Below are 15,290 nucleotides of genomic sequence, written 5' to 3'. Positions count from 1 at the left end.
GCCCGGCGCCCGGTACCATTCCCGCCATGACCCGTGACCTGCTCACCGTCGTCGTGGCGGCCTTCAACGAAGCCCAGGCATTGCCGTTGCTGCATCCGCGGCTGCGCGCGGTGCTCGACGGCATGCCCGACGTGGAGGGGCGCGTGCTGTATGTCGACGACGGCAGCCGCGACGCCACTTGGGCGGTGCTGCAGCGGCTGGCCGAGCAGGACCCGCGCGTGGGCCTGTTGCGGCTCTCGCGCAACTTCGGCAAGGAAGCCGCGCTGACCGCCGGCCTGGACCACGTCGAAGCTGGCGCGGCGCTGATCCTCGACGCCGACGGGCAGGACCCGCCGGAGCTCATTCCGCAGTTCGTCGCCAAGTGGCGCGAAGGCTACGACGACGTCCACGGCACCCGCATCGAGCGCGAAGGCGAAAGCTGGCTCAAGCGCAGCACCGCGCACGCGTTCTACCGCGTGATCGGGCGCCTGTCGCATACGCCGATTCCCGCCGACACCGGCGACTTCCGCCTGCTTTCGCCGCGATCACTGGCCGCGCTGCGGCAGCTGCGCGAACGCCACCGTTTCATGAAGGGGCTGTTCGGCTGGGTGGGTTTCAACACCACCGCGATCCCGTACCACCGCGAAGCGCGCGCCGCCGGCAGCAGCAAGTTCAACCTGTGGCGGCTGTGGAACTTCGCCCTTGAGGGCATCACCAGTTTCTCGACCGCGCCGCTGCGCCTGGCAACCTACTGCGGCCTGATGACGGCGGCCGTTGCGTTCGCTTATGCGTCGTGGATCGTGGTCAAAGCGCTGCTGTGGGGCGACCCGGTGGCGGGCTGGCCGACCATGATGGCGGTCATCCTGTTCCTGGGCGGCGTGCAGCTCATCGCGCTCGGCCTGATCGGCGAATACCTCGGGCGGCTGTACGAGGAAGCCAAGCAACGGCCGCTGTACCTCGTCGATGCCTGGAAGCCGGCCGCAGGAGTATTCTCTGCCTCATCCGTCGCCATCGAAGGAGAGAGCCATGCGTACCGTACGGCAGCTGCTCGAAGCGAAAGCCCCGGAGATCTTCGCGATCGCGCCTGATGCACCGGTGATCGAGGCGATCCGCCTGATGGCGGAAAAACGCATCGGCGCGGTGCTGGTGATGGAGGGGACCCGCCTGGTCGGCATCCTCTCCGAGCGCGATTACGCGAGGAAGATCGTGCTGCAGGGGCGTTCGTCCAGCGACACGCCGGTGAGCACGATCATGACGGCCGATGTCGTCACCGTGCGGCCCGACGACACCGCCGATCGCTGCATGCAGATCGTGACCAACGAGCGGATCCGCCACCTGCCGGTGATCCGCGGCGGGGAAGTGATCGGGGTCGTGTCGATCGGCGACCTGGTGAAGGCGGTGATCGAGGACCAGCAGGTCGAACTCGACCAGTTGCAGCGCTACATCGCCAGCTGAGGCTGGCTGCACCGCACGCTCAAACCGCCGGCACCACCTGCGCCATTACGGAAACGTAGTGGCACACGCTGCCCGCGATCACGAACATGTGCCACACCGCGTGCGAGTAGCGCATCGACGGGCGATGGTAGAAGAACGTGCCGAGCGTGTAGCAGGCACCGCCGGCCAGCAACCAGCCGAACGTCCAGCCGTCGAGGGCGCGGAACACCGGCACGATCGCCACCAGCACCAGCCAGCCCATCGCGACGTAGATGAGGGTGGAGAGCAGCTTGAAGCGGCCGGTGAAGAACAGCTTGAACACCACGCCGGCCAGCGCCAGCGTCCAGATCGCCGCGAAGATCCACCAGCCCAGCGGGCCACGCAGCCCGACCAGGGTGAAGGGCGTGTAGGTCCCGGCGATCAGCAGGTAGATCGCGCAGTGGTCGAAGACCTTCAGCCGTGCTTTCGTCACCGGGTGCTGGATCGCGTGGTACAGCGTCGAGGCGATGTACAGCAGCAACAGGCACACGCCGAAGACGATCGCGCCCCCGAGCTGCCAGGCGTCGCCCCACAGGGCGGCGAGCGTGACGAGCACGGCGCCGCCGGCCAACGCGGCCGTCGCGCCGAGGCCATGGGTGAGCGCGTTGGCGAACTCTTCGCGGATGGCGTGGGGGGAGGGGGCCATGGTCATCGTCCGAGCATCGGTCCGCCGCCTGGAGCAAATGCTCTTCGCCCGGACCAAGCCCCACCGTATCATCCGGTCTCCCTTTCCCGCAGCCTGCCGCATGATCATTTCGCACCAGCACCGTTTCGTCTTCGCCGCCATTCCGAAGACCGGGACCCATTCGGTGCGACAGGCCCTGCGCGAACACATGAGCGCGGAGGACCTCGAGCAGGTCGGCTTGTTCGTCAACAAGCGCTTCCCGTTCGAGGAACTGGCCGCGATCAAGCACGGGCACATCACCCTGCAGCAGATCCGCCCGTACATGGGCGAGGAAGCGTTCGCCGGCTACCTGAAGTTCGCCTTCGTCCGTAATCCGTTCGACCGCTTCGTCTCCTATTGCGCCTTCATGACCCGCGCGAACGACGCGTTTGGGCGCGACCCGCAGGGGGTGATGCGGCACATCCTGTTCCAGGTGCGGCCGCTGCAGCACATCCTCTTCGTGCCGCAGCACACGTTCGTGACCGACGACGAAGGGCGGATGCTGGCCGACATGGTCGGGCGGGTCGAGGACATGCAGACGTCCTACGACGCCATCTGCGCGCGCCTGGGCATCCCGTCCCGGCCGCTGGACCAGGTGAACAGCTCGCGGCGGGGGAGTTATCGGGACTACTATGACCAGGAGTTGATCGACGGCGTCACCGAGCTGTACGGCCGCGATCTGGACCTGTTCGGTTACCAGTTCTGAAGGCCATGCAAGCGACCAGCCCCGGCTTGGACATCCAGCCCAACCCGCGCAAGACCACCTCGGCACGCCAGCTGGGCGCGATCGACATCGCGCGCCTGCGCGAGGCGGTCCTCGCCATCCCGGAAGCGCAGTGGGATGCCGAGAATGCCGACAAGCCCAACCGTTTCGAGGCGCTGGATCGCACCCGCCACATCGTCTTCCGCTTCGTCAGCAACTTCCGCGACTGGCGCCAGTCCTACGACCGCCCGCTGTGGGCGCAATGGCAGCCGCTGCTGGAGCCGGTGCTCGCGCAGGCGACGCGTGATTACGGTTATGCGCGCGGGGTGTTTCCGCGGGTGATGCTGGCGCGGATGGCGCCCGGTGGCGTGATCAAGCCGCACCGCGACATGAATCCCGCGGCGAAGTGGCCGCACAAGATCCACGTGCCGCTGCTGACCAATGACCAGGTCACTTTCTTCATCGACGGCGTCGGCTACCACTTCCCCGAAGGCGAGGCGGTCGAGGTCAGCAACATGGCCGTGCATGCGGTCGAGAATGCCGGGCCGACCGATCGCATCCACCTCATCTTCGAGTACTACGATCCCGACCAGCCAGAGCCCGCGTGGTTGGCGGCGATGAAATGAAAAACGCCCGGCTTTGGCCGGGCGTTTTCTTTCTGCATCCGTTGCAGAAGCAGCTATTGCGCGACGCTCATCGCGTCCTGCATCGCGGCACCGGCGCCCATGAAATAGAGCACCAGGCCGGCCACGGCGAGCAGCAGCGGGATCTTGTTTTCCGCGAAGTTCAGCAGGCCGAAGATCAGCGCGATCGGGCTGATCAGCAGCGAACCGACGCCCCACAGCGGGCTCGAACGGAATGCGTTGACCACCAGCCACAGCCAGCCGACCAAGCCCAAAGCGACTCCCAACCAAAACATACCCTTCCCCTTGAGTGAGATTGCGTGGAACGGACGCCGCCAGGCCCCTTGGCGGTGTCCGGACACTAGCCCATCGCGGGAAAAGTGTGAAGCCGTTCCGGTTTCGTGCCCGGTTTCAGTCTCTGCCTCAGTCCAGCGCCACCGCGTGCGCATGCTCGCGGGTGGCCAGGAACTCCACGCCCGGGGCGCGTTCCTGCGCCAGTTGCAGGTTGACCCGCGTCGGCGCGAGGTAGACCAGCTCGCCGGCGGCGTCGAGCGCGAGGTTCATCGCGTTCTTGTCGCGGAATTCCTCGAGCTTCTTCGCGTCCGCGCACTTGATCCAGCGCGCCGTGGCGACGGTTACCTGCTCGAAGCTCGCATCCACGCCGTATTCGTCCTTCAAGCGGTAGGCGACAACGTCGAACTGCAGCACGCCGACCGCGCCGAGGATCAGGTCGTTGGACATCAGCGGGCGGAAGAACTGCGTCGCGCCTTCTTCCGACAGCTGGGCCAGGCCCTTCTGCAACTGCTTGAGCTTGAGCGGATCGCGCAGGCGCGCGCGGCGGAACAGTTCCGGGGCGAAGTTGGGGATGCCGGTGAAGCCGATCTTCTCGCCTTCGGTGAAGGTGTCGCCGATGGAAATGGTGCCGTGGTTGTGGATGCCGATCACGTCGCCGGGCCACGCGCTCTCGGCGATTTCGCGATCGCTGGCCATGAAGGTCAGCGCGTTGGCCAGCTTCACTTCCCTGCCGGTGCGCGGATGGAAGGCCTTCATGCCGGCGGTGAACTTGCCCGAGCAGATGCGCATGAACGCGACGCGGTCGCGGTGCTGCGGGTCCATGTTCGCCTGGATCTTGAACACGAAGCCGGACAGGTGGGTTTCGTACGGTGCGACCTCGCGCGAGGTCGTCGCGCGCGGCTTCGGCGAGGGCGCGTGTTCGACGAAGAAATCCAGCAGCAACTGCACGCCGAAGTTGTTCACCGCCGAGCCGAAGAACACCGGGGTCTGCTTGCCGGCGAGGTAGGCGGCCGGGTCGAACGGGTGGGACGCGCCCTGCACGAGCTCGAGTTCCTCGCGCAGCTCGGCGAGCATCCCGGCGCCGATGCGCGCCTCCAGGGCCGGATCGTCGATCGAGGCGAAGATGGTCGAGTCCTGGCGGGTGAAGTTGCGGCCCGATTCGTACAGGTGCACTTCGCCGGTGATCAGGTGCACGGTGCCCTTGAGGCGCTGGCCCATGCCGATCGGCCAGGTGATCGGCGCGCACTGGATGCCTAGCACGCTTTCGACTTCATCCAGCAGGTCGATCGGGTTCTTGCCCTCGCGGTCGAGCTTGTTGATGAAGGTCATGATCGGCGTGTCGCGCAGGCGGCACACCTCCATCAGCTTGATCGTGCGTTCCTCGACGCCCTTGGCCACGTCGATGACCATCAGCGCCGAGTCGACCGCGGTGAGCACGCGGTAGGTGTCCTCGCCGAAGTCGGCGTGGCCGGGCGTGTCGAGCAGGTTGACGATGCGGCCTTCGTACGGGAACTGCATTACCGACGAGGTCACCGAGATGCCGCGTTCCTTTTCCAGCGCCATCCAGTCGGAGGTCGCGTGGCGCGCGGCCTTGCGGCCCTTGACCGAGCCGGCCATCTGGATCGCGCCGCCGAACAGCAGCAGCTTCTCGGTGAGCGTGGTCTTGCCGGCGTCGGGGTGCGAAATGATCGCGAACGTGCGGCGGCGCAGGGCTTCGATGGAAACGTCGGACATGGCAGCGGCGCGCCGGGCGGCGCGTCGGGAAGCGGGGAAGGGCGGGAATTATAGCGGCTGCCAGCATCGAGCTGCCTGGCTTGTCTCCCCGGCGCAAGCCGGGCTCCGGCCCTCGCCGTGGTGACCCGCTCAACGGTCGAGGGCACCGCAGCTGCGGGATCCCGGCTTGTGCCGGGATGACGAGCAAAGCTAGTGGCCCGCGCCGCCCGCAATCCGCAATGGGCCCGTCGGTCCGCGCATGCGGAACGGCAGCGATTCCAGCTTCATGCCCCGGTTCACCTGGACCACGAAGTGCAGGTGTGGCCCGGTGGTGAAGCCGGTGTTGCCGGACAGCCCGATCTGCTGGCCGGCGCGGACGCGCTGGCCCACGCGCACCATCGCGCCCTCGGACTTGAGGTGCGCGTACAGCGCCATGGTGCCGTCGTCGTGCAGGATGCGGATGAAGTTGGCGCGGCCGCCGTAGCGCTCGCGGTTGAGGCCGGCCTTGGCGAAATCGTTCTCGACCTGCATCACCACGCCTTCGCGCGCGGCCAGCACCGGCGTGCCGATGTCGGCCGCGAAGTCGACGGCGTAGCGGTTCTGCTGGTCGTTGTGGCTGAAGCTGCCACCGAAGCCCTGGTCGATGCGCAGGGCGCGCTGCTGCAGCGGCAGCACGTATTCGTAGTCGCGTGGACGCGCGCTGGGGTCGCCGGGCAGGCTGTCCATCAGCAGTTCACCGCCGCGGGTGCCGTCGAGCACGGCCACCAGGGTGGTTCCGCGCGCCGGCACCGTCGCCCGCGCGGGCAGTGGCGGGTCGCTCTGCATGCCGCCGCCGCGCGCCTGCAGCTGCACTTCGATCGGCCCGGCGAGGTTGTTGTCGGCGAAGGCCAGGTAGCGGCCTTCGCTCGCTTCCACGCGCAACCGCGCGACCGCGCTGGGTTCGGCGGCGACGGGGATGATCTGCACGGATCCCGCCTTCACGGCCGGGTTGCTGCCTTCCGGCGCGCTGTCGCCGTAGTGGGTGACGCCGTTGCGGTCGGTCCACTTGTAGACCTTGGCGGCGTGGACTCCCGGCGCGAGGCCGCAAGCCAGCACGGTGGCCAGGACGACGGCGCGGCAGCGCAGGACGCTCATGCTTGCTACTCGGTGCAACCCTGTTTCAGGCCCAGCGAGCTTGCCACATCGCGCAGGTCGAAGGCGGAGACGGCCTTGTCGTCGCTCTGGGCAAACAGCGCGCCACCGGGGAAGCCGGCCATCGCCGCCGCATGCAGGGTGACGCCGTCGGTGCGTGCCGTCTTCGCGCCCTGGAAGCTGCCCAGCGGCTTGAGCGTGACCCGGTCGAACAGGTGGAAGATCGTCAGCGGCGCCAGCTGGTCGACGGCGATCCAGTAACCGCTGCCGTCCGGGCAGGTCCACAGCGCCACGCCCTCGGCCTCGGCGCCGAAGGCGTCCTGCGGCAGGCTCCGGCCGGTGTACTTCCCGCTGAAGGTGTACTCGCGCAGCGTGGAGAGATGGCGGCGGTCCTCGTCGGCGATCAGCATGCGGTCGTTCGCCGGATCGCCCCAGATCGATTCGACCATGCGCAGCGCGCTGTCCTCGTGGGTGTCGCCGAACGAGCCGGCGTACTGCGCGCGCAGCGCGCCGGTCTGGTCGAACGCCAGCCGGTAGCGGCGGACGCGCTGGTTCAGTTCGGCGAACGGCGGCACGACGTCGAACTTCTTGCCGTACATGAAGCTGTCGGTGACGTAGACGTCGAACTCGCCCGGCTCCTTTTCGGTGAGCCAGATGCCGTACGGGCTGCGCAGTTCCTTCTCGCCGAAGGTGCCGATGGTGTGCAGGTCCGGCAGCGACAGCAGTTGCACGCGGTGGTTGTCGCGTTCGACCACGAACAGGTAGTCGCCCTGCACGGCGATGCCGTTGGGGCGCTTGAACTGGCCCGGGCCGGCGCCTTCCTCGCCGAAGGTGCGCAGCAGCTCGCCGGTGTCGGCATCGAAGATCACCAGCCGGTGGCTCGACTTGCCGGTTGCGATCAGCCAGGTCTTGCCGTCCTCGGTGGGCCAGGTGGCGAGCGAGTCGAGCTCCTCGGCGGGCACGTCGGCGGAGATGTAGGCCTCCACGACGGTCACGGGCTCCGGGGCGACGACGGGAACGGGCGGGGCGGCTTCGCGCGGGGCGGTGGCACAGGCAGCGAGCAGGGCGGCGAGGCCTGCCGCGGTCAGGAGGCGTGGATTCATTCGAGCAGGATACGGGCAGGAAGGCGGCTGCCGGCGATTGTGTCGAAACGTTGGCGGTTGCGAAACCGGGGCACGGCCGTGGGCCTCCGCGGTCATGACGAAATGGAATAACTATCGCTTCATCGCGATAAAGCGATTGACGAATTCGGCGACCCACCGCAGACTGCGCCCATCCATCGAGACCGGCTGAGGGACAGGCCCTTTGACGCCGGGGCAACCTACCGCTTCCACCGCATCGCGGCGGCAGGCGGGAAGGTGCCAACTCCTGCGGATCCAGCGCGCTCGCGCGCCGAGTTCCGGAAGATGGTTGTGGCGTCGCCCGTCGTGGGCGATGCGCAGCTGACGACTCGGTGGTCCTTCATTGGATGGAATCGCCGACATGAGCTTCGCCAGCAGCCCCCGCACCACGTTCGCAAACGACCCGGCTCCGCATCCGGCCGTCTACTCCGGCCAGACGCCGCTTGCAGTGGACGTGCTCCCGGAGATCCGCGCGTACCGCGGCGAACTCACCGTTTCCCTGCCGTTGCGCCATGCCGGCGCGCGCGTCGTCACCCTGCGTTACGAAGGGCTGGGCGGTGCGGGCTTGCCGGCGGTGTTCGTCGCCGGTGGCATCTCCGCGCATCGCCATGTCGGCAGTAGCGCAGCCTTCACCGAAGCCGGCTGGTGGGAAGCGCAGGTCGGCAGCGGCCGTGCGCTGGACCCGACCCGGCACCGCATCGTCGCGTTCGACTGGCTCGGCAGCGACGGCAGCCTCGATGCGGTGATCGATCCGGCCGACCAGGCCGATGCCGTGGCCGCCGTGCTCGATGCGTTGGACATCGAACGCGTGCATGCCTTCATCGGTTGTTCCTACGGCGCGATGGTCGGACTGCAGTTCGCCGCACGCCACGGCGGGCGCCTCGATCGCCTCGTCGCCATCAGCGGCGCGCATCGCGCGCATCCCTTCTCCAGCGCGTGGCGCGCGTTGCAGCGCCGCGCGGTCGCGCTCGGCGCGCTGCAATGCGATGAAACCCACGGCCTCGCCCTCGCGCGTCAGCTCGCGATCCTCAGCTACCGCACGCCGGAAGAATTCGCCGACCGCTTCGAGGCGGCGCAGGTCGTCGACGGCCGCGTGCGCGTCGCCGCGGAGGACTACCTCGACCATTGCGGCGCGCTGTACACCACGCGCACCTCGCCGGTGGCCTTCCAGCGCCTGTCCGAATCGATCGACCTGCAGGCGCTCGAACCCGCGCGCATCGACACGCCGACCACGGTCGTGGCCGTCGAGCAGGACCGCCTGGTGCCGGTGGAGGACAGCCTCGCCCTCGCGCAGGGCCTGCGTGGCGCCACCCGCGTCGAAGTCCTGAGCTCCCGCTACGGCCACGACGCGTTCCTAAAGGAAGAAGCCGCGATCGCGGCCGTGCTGACCCAGGCGCTGCAGGAAGCTGCGACGTCCCACACCCCCATCGCCATCGAGGCCGCCGCATGAGCACGCCATTCCGCAAGCCCGTTTCCGTCCATCGCTGTACCAGTGCGGTCCGCGCCGGTATCGACCGCGACACCGCCTTCGGCGCGGTCACGCCGCCGATCGTGCTGTCGTCCAATTTCAGTTTCGCCGGCTTCGGGCAGAAGCGGCAGTACGACTACACGCGCAGCGGCAACCCGACGCGCGACCTGCTGGGCGAAGCGCTCGCGGAACTCGAAGGCGGCGCCGGCGGCGTGGTCACCTCGACCGGGATGAGCGCGATCACGCTGCTGTTGAACGCGCTGCTGCAACCGGGCGATCGCCTGGTCGTGCCGCACGACTGCTACGGCGGCAGCTGGCGCCTGTTCAACGCATTGGCGAAGAAGGGCGCATTCGAACTGGTCACCGCCGACCTGACCGATCCGCGTTCGCTCACCGAAGCGCTGCGCGAATCGCCGAAGCTGGTGTGGATCGAAACGCCGTCCAACCCGCTGCTGCGCATCACCGACCTGCGCTTCGTCATCGAGGCGGCGCACAAGGCCGGTGCGCTGGCGGTGGTCGACAACACTTTCCTGTCGCCGGCATTGCAGCAGCCGATCGCGTTCGGCGCCGACTTCGTCCTGCATTCGACCACCAAGTACATCAACGGCCACAGCGACGTCGTCGGTGGCGCCGTGGTGGCGAAGGACGCCGAACAGCACCAGCAGCTGGTGTGGTGGGCGAATGCGTTGGGCCTGACCGGCTCGCCGTTCGACAGCTTTCTCACCCTGCGCGGCCTGCGCACGCTGGACGCGCGCCTGCGCGTGCACGAGGAGAACACGCGTGCCCTGGTCGACCTGCTCGACGGGCATCCGGCGGTGGCCGCACTGCATTACCCGGGGCTGGAGCGCCACGCCGGCCATGCGATCGCGGCGAAGCAGCAGCACGGCTTCGGCGCGATGCTCAGCGTCGAACTCGACGGCGGCACCGCCGCGGTGCACGCTTTCCTCGACGGACTGCAGTGCTTCACCCTGGCCGAATCGCTCGGTGGCGTGGAAAGCCTGATCGCGCATCCGGCAACCATGACCCACGCGGCGATGGCGCCGGAAGCGCGCGCTGCCGCCGGGATCGGCGACGGCCTGCTGCGCCTCTCGGTGGGCATCGAACACGCCGACGACCTGGTCGCCGACATCGAGGCGGCGCTGGAACGCGCGGCTGCCGTGGCCGGTGGTGCCCGTTGCGTGGCGAAATGAACGTCGCGGCGCAGGCGTTCGTATCGCCGCGCGTGCTTGCGCGGCCAGTCGCGGCGACGGCAAGCGAGGCCACGCGCGTGGCCTTGCTGGGCACCGGTACGGTCGGGCGGGCGGTGCTGGCCCGGCTCGATGCATGGTCCGGCACGGCGCTCGGTGAACGCCTGCAGCTCGTGCATGTCGCGAATTCGCGCGTCGCAGTGCGTGACGCCGCCGGCCTGTGCCCGCGCCAGGCAGCAGGCCTGCTGGGAGTTGCGCCGGTTGCGGTCGACGACGCGCGCCGGCCCGCGCCGGAACCGTCCTCGCTCGACGCCATCGATGCCGTGCTCGGTACGACCGGCGGCATCGTGATCGACGCCACCGCCAGCGAAGACGTGGCCGCGCGCCACGCCGGCTGGCTCGCGCAGGGCGTGCACGTCGTCACCGCCTGCAAGCTGGGGCAGGGCACGTCGTTGCGGCGCTGGCGCGAGATCCGCGCCGCCTGCCACGATACCGGTGCGCAGTACGGCGACAGCGCCACCGTCGGCGCGGGCCTGCCGTTGCTGCGCTCGCTGCGCGAGTTGCAGGCCGGGGGCGATCGCATCCATGCCTTCGCGGGGATCCTGTCGGGCTCGCTCGCGTGGCTGTTCAACCACTACGACGGCATGCGCCCGTTCTCCGCCCTGGTGCGGCAGGCGCGCGATGCCGGCTATACCGAGCCGGACCCGCGCGACGACCTGTCCGGCGAGGACGTGCGCCGAAAGACCGTGATCCTCGCGCGCGCGGCGGGCTTCGAGATCGAACCACACGATGTCGAAGTGGATTCGCTGGTCCCGCGTGAGCTCGCCCTGCTGTCGAAGGCGGCCGTCGACGCCGCGCTGCCTGCGCTCGATGTGCCGTTGCGGCAGCGCTTCGCCGGCGCCTACAAGAAGGGCGAGAAGCTGCGCTTCGTCGCCCGGCTCGAAACGCGTGAGGACGGGCGCAGCCACGCGCGCGTCGGCCTGGAAGCATTGCCGGCGGACCATCCTCTCGCCGCCGGCGCGGGCACCGACAACAAGGTCGCAATCTGGTCCGACCGCTACGCCACCCAGCCGCTGGTGATCCAGGGCCCCGGTGCTGGCGCCGAAGTCACCGCAGCCGGGCTGCTGGACGACGCGTTGCGCGTCGGCCGCCCGCGCTGAGGCGCGTGAGCCGTTACGCCCGGGTCAGGCGACCGCGGGCGTGGTGAAGAAGGTGTCGATCGACTGCGGGCGGCCGAACAGGTAGCCCTGCGCGTAGTCCACCTGCATTTCCTTCAGCAGCTGGTGCTCGGCTTCGGTTTCCACCTGCTCGGCGATCGTGCTCTTGCCGATCACGTGGGCGATGTCGCCGATCGAGCGCACCACGGCCTGCGAGAGTTGCGAGTTTTCGAGCCCGCGGATGAAGCTGCCGTCGATCTTGATGTAATCGACGTCGAGGTCGCTGAGGTAGCCGAACGAACAGAACCCGGTGCCGAAGTCATCCAGGGCGAAACGGCAGCCCAGGTCGCGCATCTGGCCGATGAAGCGCTGCGCGCGCTGGCGGTCGCGAACGACGCTGGTCTCGGTGATTTCCAGGCACAGGTTCTCGGCCGGGAAGCTGCTGCGGCGCAGGCGCGCGGCGAGGTAGTCGGCGAAGTGTTCGTCGGTGAGCGTGGCGCCGCTGAGGTTGATGCCGCAGCTGGCGACGCCCTTGGCGGCATGCGGGTTGCGTTCCAGCCAGCGCAGCGCCGCGTCGATGACGTAACGGTCGATGCGCGGGCCCATGCGGAAGCGTTCCGCCGCGGAGATGAACTCGGCCGGCACGTGGATGCGTCCACCCGGTTCCTGCCAGCGCAGCAGCACCTCGAAATGCACGCCGTCGCGCTGCACCTTGCGCGTCGGCACGATCGGCTGCACGTACAGCAGGAACTGCTCGCGTTCGAGGACTTCGCGGATGCGCAGCGCCGAGCGCATGACGGCGCTGTGGGCCTGGGCCTCGTCGCTGGTGGGGTAGGAGACGTGGAAGCGGTTGCCACCCAGTTCCTTCGCGGCGAAGCACGCGGCGTCCGCGTGCGAGAACAGGCTGTCGTAATCGCGGCCGTCGGCGTGCGCGGTGGCCGAGACCAGGCCGATGCTGGCCGTGGTGGTCAGCACCTGGTCGCGCCACGGCAGGCGCATCGCCTCGATCTCGTTGAGCAGGCGGCGTGCCTCCACTATCGCGCCGGCTTCGCCGCGCGGCAGCAGGATCGCGAACTCGTCGCCGCCGGTGCGCGACACCAGCGCGTCGTTGCCGACCGCGGCGGCGATCACGCCGCCGATCGCGTGGATCATGTCGTCGCCGGCGACGTGGCTGGTGCTGTCGTTGATGATCTTGAGGTTGTCGAGGTCGAGGTACAGCAGCGTCGCGGGGAAGTCGTTCGCCCCCAGGCGCTTGCGCGCCTCTTCCTCGAAGGCGGTGCGGTTGAGCAGGCCGGTCAGGGTGTCACGCGTGGCGCGCTGGTACAGCGCATAGGAGGTCGTGCGCTGCTCCAGTCCGGCCAGGGCCATCATCACCGGGATGACGGCGATCAGGCACAGCAGCAGCAGCAGCACCGTGGTCTCGAGCAGGGTCCGTGGCGCGACGAAGCCGGCCAGGCCCATGCCGGTGGCGACGCCGAGGTAGATCACGGTGATGCCCGTCGCCGCCGACGTCCACACCGGCGAGAAACGCAGCGCCGACCACAGCAGCAGCACCAGCGGCAGGCTGATCAGGCCCAGCACGTAGATGCCGCGGCCACCCAGCGAATGGATGGCGATGAAGCTGGTGCCGAGCAGCGCGATCCAGAACATGCGCTCGCGCAGCTTCGAATTCTCGTGGAGCGGGGAGAGCTGGTGGTGCTGGTTGCGGGTCGTGGTGCACAGCAGGATCGTCGGCGCGACCACGGCGATGCCGAGCATGTCGCCCAGCACCCAGCGCACGAACGCCTCCGGCACGACGGCCGCGTCCATCCGTCCGGTCTGCAGCAGCACGAAGACGCCGAAGGCGGCGCCGAGCACGCTCTGCAACACGCCGCCGCCGAGCAGGCGCATGCCGTCGTCGGTGCGCAGGTGCAGGGTCCGGCCGCGCAGCACGTACCAGGCGGCGATCAGGGTGGCGGCGGTCTTGGCGACGACGGTCAGCACCAGGTGCAGCCCGCTCGCCGCGGGAGGCGTCAGCATGAACAGCAGCGTCCCCACCGCGACCACGGCGCTCCAGCGCAGGCCGTAGCGCACGGCCACGGCGAAGCCGACGCCCGCGCTGGGCCAGAGCATCGAGCTGCCTTCGGGGCTGCTCAGGTAACGCTGCGAGAGAACGGCGCCAACGAAATAGAGCGCCGTCCATAGCAGGAATCGTTGGATGTCCCGGGCTTTACCGTGCATGGCTCCAGTCTACAGGGCAATTCCGGACGCGGGGTCCGGCGAACTCCGAATTCCACGCCCGTTGCGCGGCCACTGCACGGCGGCGCGGCGGGCTCCAGGTTCAGCACTCGATCACGTTGACGGCCAGGCCGCCGCGCGAGGTTTCCTTGTACTTGTCCTGCATGTCGCGCCCGGTGTCGCGCATGGTCTTGATGACCTTGTCGAGCGAGACCTTGTGCTTGCCATCGCCGCGCATGGCCATGCGCGACGCGTTGATCGCCTTCACCGCCCCCATCGCGTTGCGTTCGATGCACGGGATCTGCACCAGCCCGCCGATCGGGTCGCAGGTCAGGCCGAGGTTGTGTTCCATGCCGATCTCGGCCGCATTCTCGATCTGGCCCGAAGTGCCGCCGATCGCGGCGGTGAGGCCGGCCGCGGCCATCGAGCAGGCCACGCCCACTTCGCCCTGGCAGCCGACTTCGGCGCCGCTGATCGAGGCGTTCTCCTTGTAGAGGATGCCCACGGCCGCGGCGGTCAGCATGAAATCGAAGATGCCCTGCTCGTTCGCGCCCGGGCAGAAGCGTTCGTAGTAATGCAGCACGGACGGGATGATGCCGGCCGCGCCGTTGGTCGGCGCGGTGACCACGCGGCCACCGGCGGCGTTCTCCTCGTTGACCGCGAGCGCGTAGAGGTTCACCCAGTCGAGCACCGTGAGCGGGTCGCGCATCGCCGCTTCGGGGCGGGCGGACAGCTCGTTGTGCAGCGCCGGCGCCCGCCGGGCCACGTGCAGGCCGCCGGGCAGGGTGCCTTCCTCGCGGATGCCGCGCGCCACGCAGTTCTGCATGGCCTGCCAGATCTCGCGCAGGCCGTCGCGGATCTCCGGGCCGGTGCGCCAGGCGTGCTCGTTGGCGAACATCAGCTGGGCGATGGTCAGGCCGTGCGTTTCGCACTGCAGCAGCAGTTCGGCGCCGCTGTGGAACGGATAGGGCAACTCGGTGGTGTCGGCGACGATGCGGTCTTCCGCGGCTTCGTCCTGGTTGACCACGAAGCCGCCACCCACGGAGTAGTAATCACGCGTGGCCAGCAGCTCGCCGGCGGCGTCGTAGGCGCTGAAGCGCATGCCGTTGGTGTGGAACGGCAGCTTCTGCCGCTTGTTCATGATCAGGTCGTGCTTCTCGTCGAAGGCGATCTCGTGCTTGCCGAGCACGCGGATCTTCTTCTCGGCGCGGATGCGGGCCAGCGCGGCGGGAATGACGTCCGGATCGATCTCGTTGGGCATATGCCCTTCCAGTCCCATCAGCACGGCCTTGTCGGTGCCGTGGCCACGGCCGGTCAGGGCGAGGGAACCGAAGACCTCGGCGCGCACGCGCGCGGTGCGGGGCAGGTCGCCGTTCTCCTCGAGCCACTTCTGCACGAAGCGGCAGGCGGCGCGCATCGGGCCGACGGTGTGCGAGGAGCTCGGGCCCACGCCGATCTTGAACAGGTCGAAGGTGCTGACAGCCATGCGGATTCCGGGAAGACGCGCCAGTCGGCTGCGTGAATGGACCTATTCTATGCCTCCCGCGCAGCCCCGCCCTT

14 protein-coding genes and 1 riboswitch are annotated in these 15,290 nt (G+C 68.6%); of the genes, 7 read left to right on the top strand and 7 right to left on the bottom strand.

Features of this window, described 5'->3' with window-relative positions; all coding sequences use genetic code 11:
* Window positions 1-26 precede the first annotated feature (26 nt).
* Window positions 27-1,067, top strand: coding sequence for a glycosyltransferase family 2 protein (locus tag H8B22_RS03060; protein ID WP_187712657.1), 1,041 nt, complete (start codon window positions 27-29; stop codon window positions 1,065-1,067).
* The gene (locus H8B22_RS03055) at window positions 1,006-1,434 is read left to right on the top strand and encodes a CBS domain-containing protein (RefSeq protein WP_187712656.1); all 429 of its coding nucleotides are present in this window, start codon (window positions 1,006-1,008) and stop codon (window positions 1,432-1,434) included. The genes H8B22_RS03060 and H8B22_RS03055 overlap by 62 nt, the downstream gene beginning before the upstream one ends.
* Window positions 1,435-1,453: 19 nt before the next feature.
* Here H8B22_RS03055 and trhA read toward each other — a convergent pair whose 3' ends face one another.
* The gene (gene trhA, locus H8B22_RS03050) at window positions 1,454-2,104 is read right to left on the bottom strand and encodes a PAQR family membrane homeostasis protein TrhA (protein ID WP_187712655.1); all 651 of its coding nucleotides are present in this window, start codon (window positions 2,102-2,104) and stop codon (window positions 1,454-1,456) included.
* Between trhA and H8B22_RS03045 the strand changes: the two genes are divergently transcribed.
* Together H8B22_RS03045 and H8B22_RS03040 are read left to right on the top strand one after the other, a co-directional pair.
* Complete coding sequence (locus H8B22_RS03045) at window positions 2,097-2,822, top strand: sulfotransferase family 2 domain-containing protein (protein ID WP_208456922.1); 726 nt, start codon at window positions 2,097-2,099, stop codon at window positions 2,820-2,822. The genes trhA and H8B22_RS03045 overlap by 8 nt on opposite strands.
* Before the next feature lie 5 nt (window positions 2,823-2,827).
* Window positions 2,828-3,445 carry an aspartyl/asparaginyl beta-hydroxylase domain-containing protein gene (locus tag H8B22_RS03040; protein WP_187712654.1) on the top strand — a complete coding sequence of 206 codons (618 nt, stop codon included), beginning with the start codon at window positions 2,828-2,830 and terminating at the stop codon, window positions 3,443-3,445.
* 53 nt (window positions 3,446-3,498) lie between these two features.
* Here the strand turns inward: H8B22_RS03040 and H8B22_RS03035 are convergent, their stop codons facing one another.
* From H8B22_RS03035 to H8B22_RS03020, 4 genes are all read right to left on the bottom strand, one after another.
* Window positions 3,499-3,738, bottom strand: a complete 240-nt coding sequence (locus H8B22_RS03035) for a hypothetical protein (protein WP_187712653.1) — start codon at window positions 3,736-3,738, stop codon at window positions 3,499-3,501.
* Between the two features lie 127 nt (window positions 3,739-3,865).
* A complete protein-coding gene (locus H8B22_RS03030) occupies window positions 3,866-5,470 on the bottom strand; it encodes a peptide chain release factor 3 (protein WP_187712652.1) in 1,605 nt (534 codons plus the stop codon).
* Between the two features lie 189 nt (window positions 5,471-5,659).
* Complete coding sequence (locus tag H8B22_RS03025) at window positions 5,660-6,583, bottom strand: peptidoglycan DD-metalloendopeptidase family protein (protein WP_187712651.1); 924 nt, start codon at window positions 6,581-6,583, stop codon at window positions 5,660-5,662.
* A 5-nt stretch (window positions 6,584-6,588) separates the two neighbouring features.
* Window positions 6,589-7,683 carry an NHL repeat-containing protein gene (locus H8B22_RS03020; protein ID WP_187712650.1) on the bottom strand — a complete coding sequence of 365 codons (1,095 nt, stop codon included), beginning with the start codon at window positions 7,681-7,683 and terminating at the stop codon, window positions 6,589-6,591.
* A gap of 170 nt (window positions 7,684-7,853) precedes the next feature.
* Window positions 7,854-7,993: riboswitch (SAM riboswitch) on the top strand.
* Between the two features lie 69 nt (window positions 7,994-8,062).
* Here H8B22_RS03020 and metX point away from each other — a divergent pair.
* The 3 genes from metX to H8B22_RS03005 are packed head-to-tail and all read left to right on the top strand — an operon-like array spanning window position 8,063 to window position 11,516.
* A complete protein-coding gene (metX, locus tag H8B22_RS03015; RefSeq protein WP_187712649.1) occupies window positions 8,063-9,151 on the top strand; it encodes a homoserine O-succinyltransferase MetX in 1,089 nt (362 codons plus the stop codon).
* Window positions 9,148-10,359: an O-succinylhomoserine (thiol)-lyase gene (locus H8B22_RS03010; protein WP_187712648.1), complete on the top strand. Its 1,212-nt coding sequence runs from the start codon at window positions 9,148-9,150 to the stop codon at window positions 10,357-10,359. Before metX ends, H8B22_RS03010 begins: the two co-directional genes overlap by 4 nt.
* Window positions 10,356-11,516, top strand: a complete 1,161-nt coding sequence (locus H8B22_RS03005; protein WP_187712647.1) for a homoserine dehydrogenase family protein — start codon at window positions 10,356-10,358, stop codon at window positions 11,514-11,516. The genes H8B22_RS03010 and H8B22_RS03005 overlap by 4 nt, the downstream gene beginning before the upstream one ends.
* A 24-nt stretch (window positions 11,517-11,540) precedes the next feature.
* Here H8B22_RS03005 and H8B22_RS03000 read toward each other — a convergent pair whose 3' ends face one another.
* Together H8B22_RS03000 and H8B22_RS02995 are read right to left on the bottom strand one after the other, a co-directional pair.
* The gene (locus H8B22_RS03000) at window positions 11,541-13,733 is read right to left on the bottom strand and encodes a putative bifunctional diguanylate cyclase/phosphodiesterase (protein WP_187712646.1); all 2,193 of its coding nucleotides are present in this window, start codon (window positions 13,731-13,733) and stop codon (window positions 11,541-11,543) included.
* 100 nt (window positions 13,734-13,833) lie between these two features.
* Complete coding sequence (locus H8B22_RS02995) at window positions 13,834-15,216, bottom strand: L-serine ammonia-lyase (protein ID WP_187712645.1); 1,383 nt, start codon at window positions 15,214-15,216, stop codon at window positions 13,834-13,836.
* Window positions 15,217-15,290 lie beyond the last annotated feature (74 nt).

It is taken from the genome of Lysobacter terrestris, assembly GCF_014489475.1.
In the GTDB taxonomy this organism is placed as follows: Bacteria; Pseudomonadota; Gammaproteobacteria; order Xanthomonadales; family Xanthomonadaceae; genus Agrilutibacter; species Agrilutibacter terrestris.
This window is presented reverse-complemented; position numbering and strand designations above follow the sequence as displayed.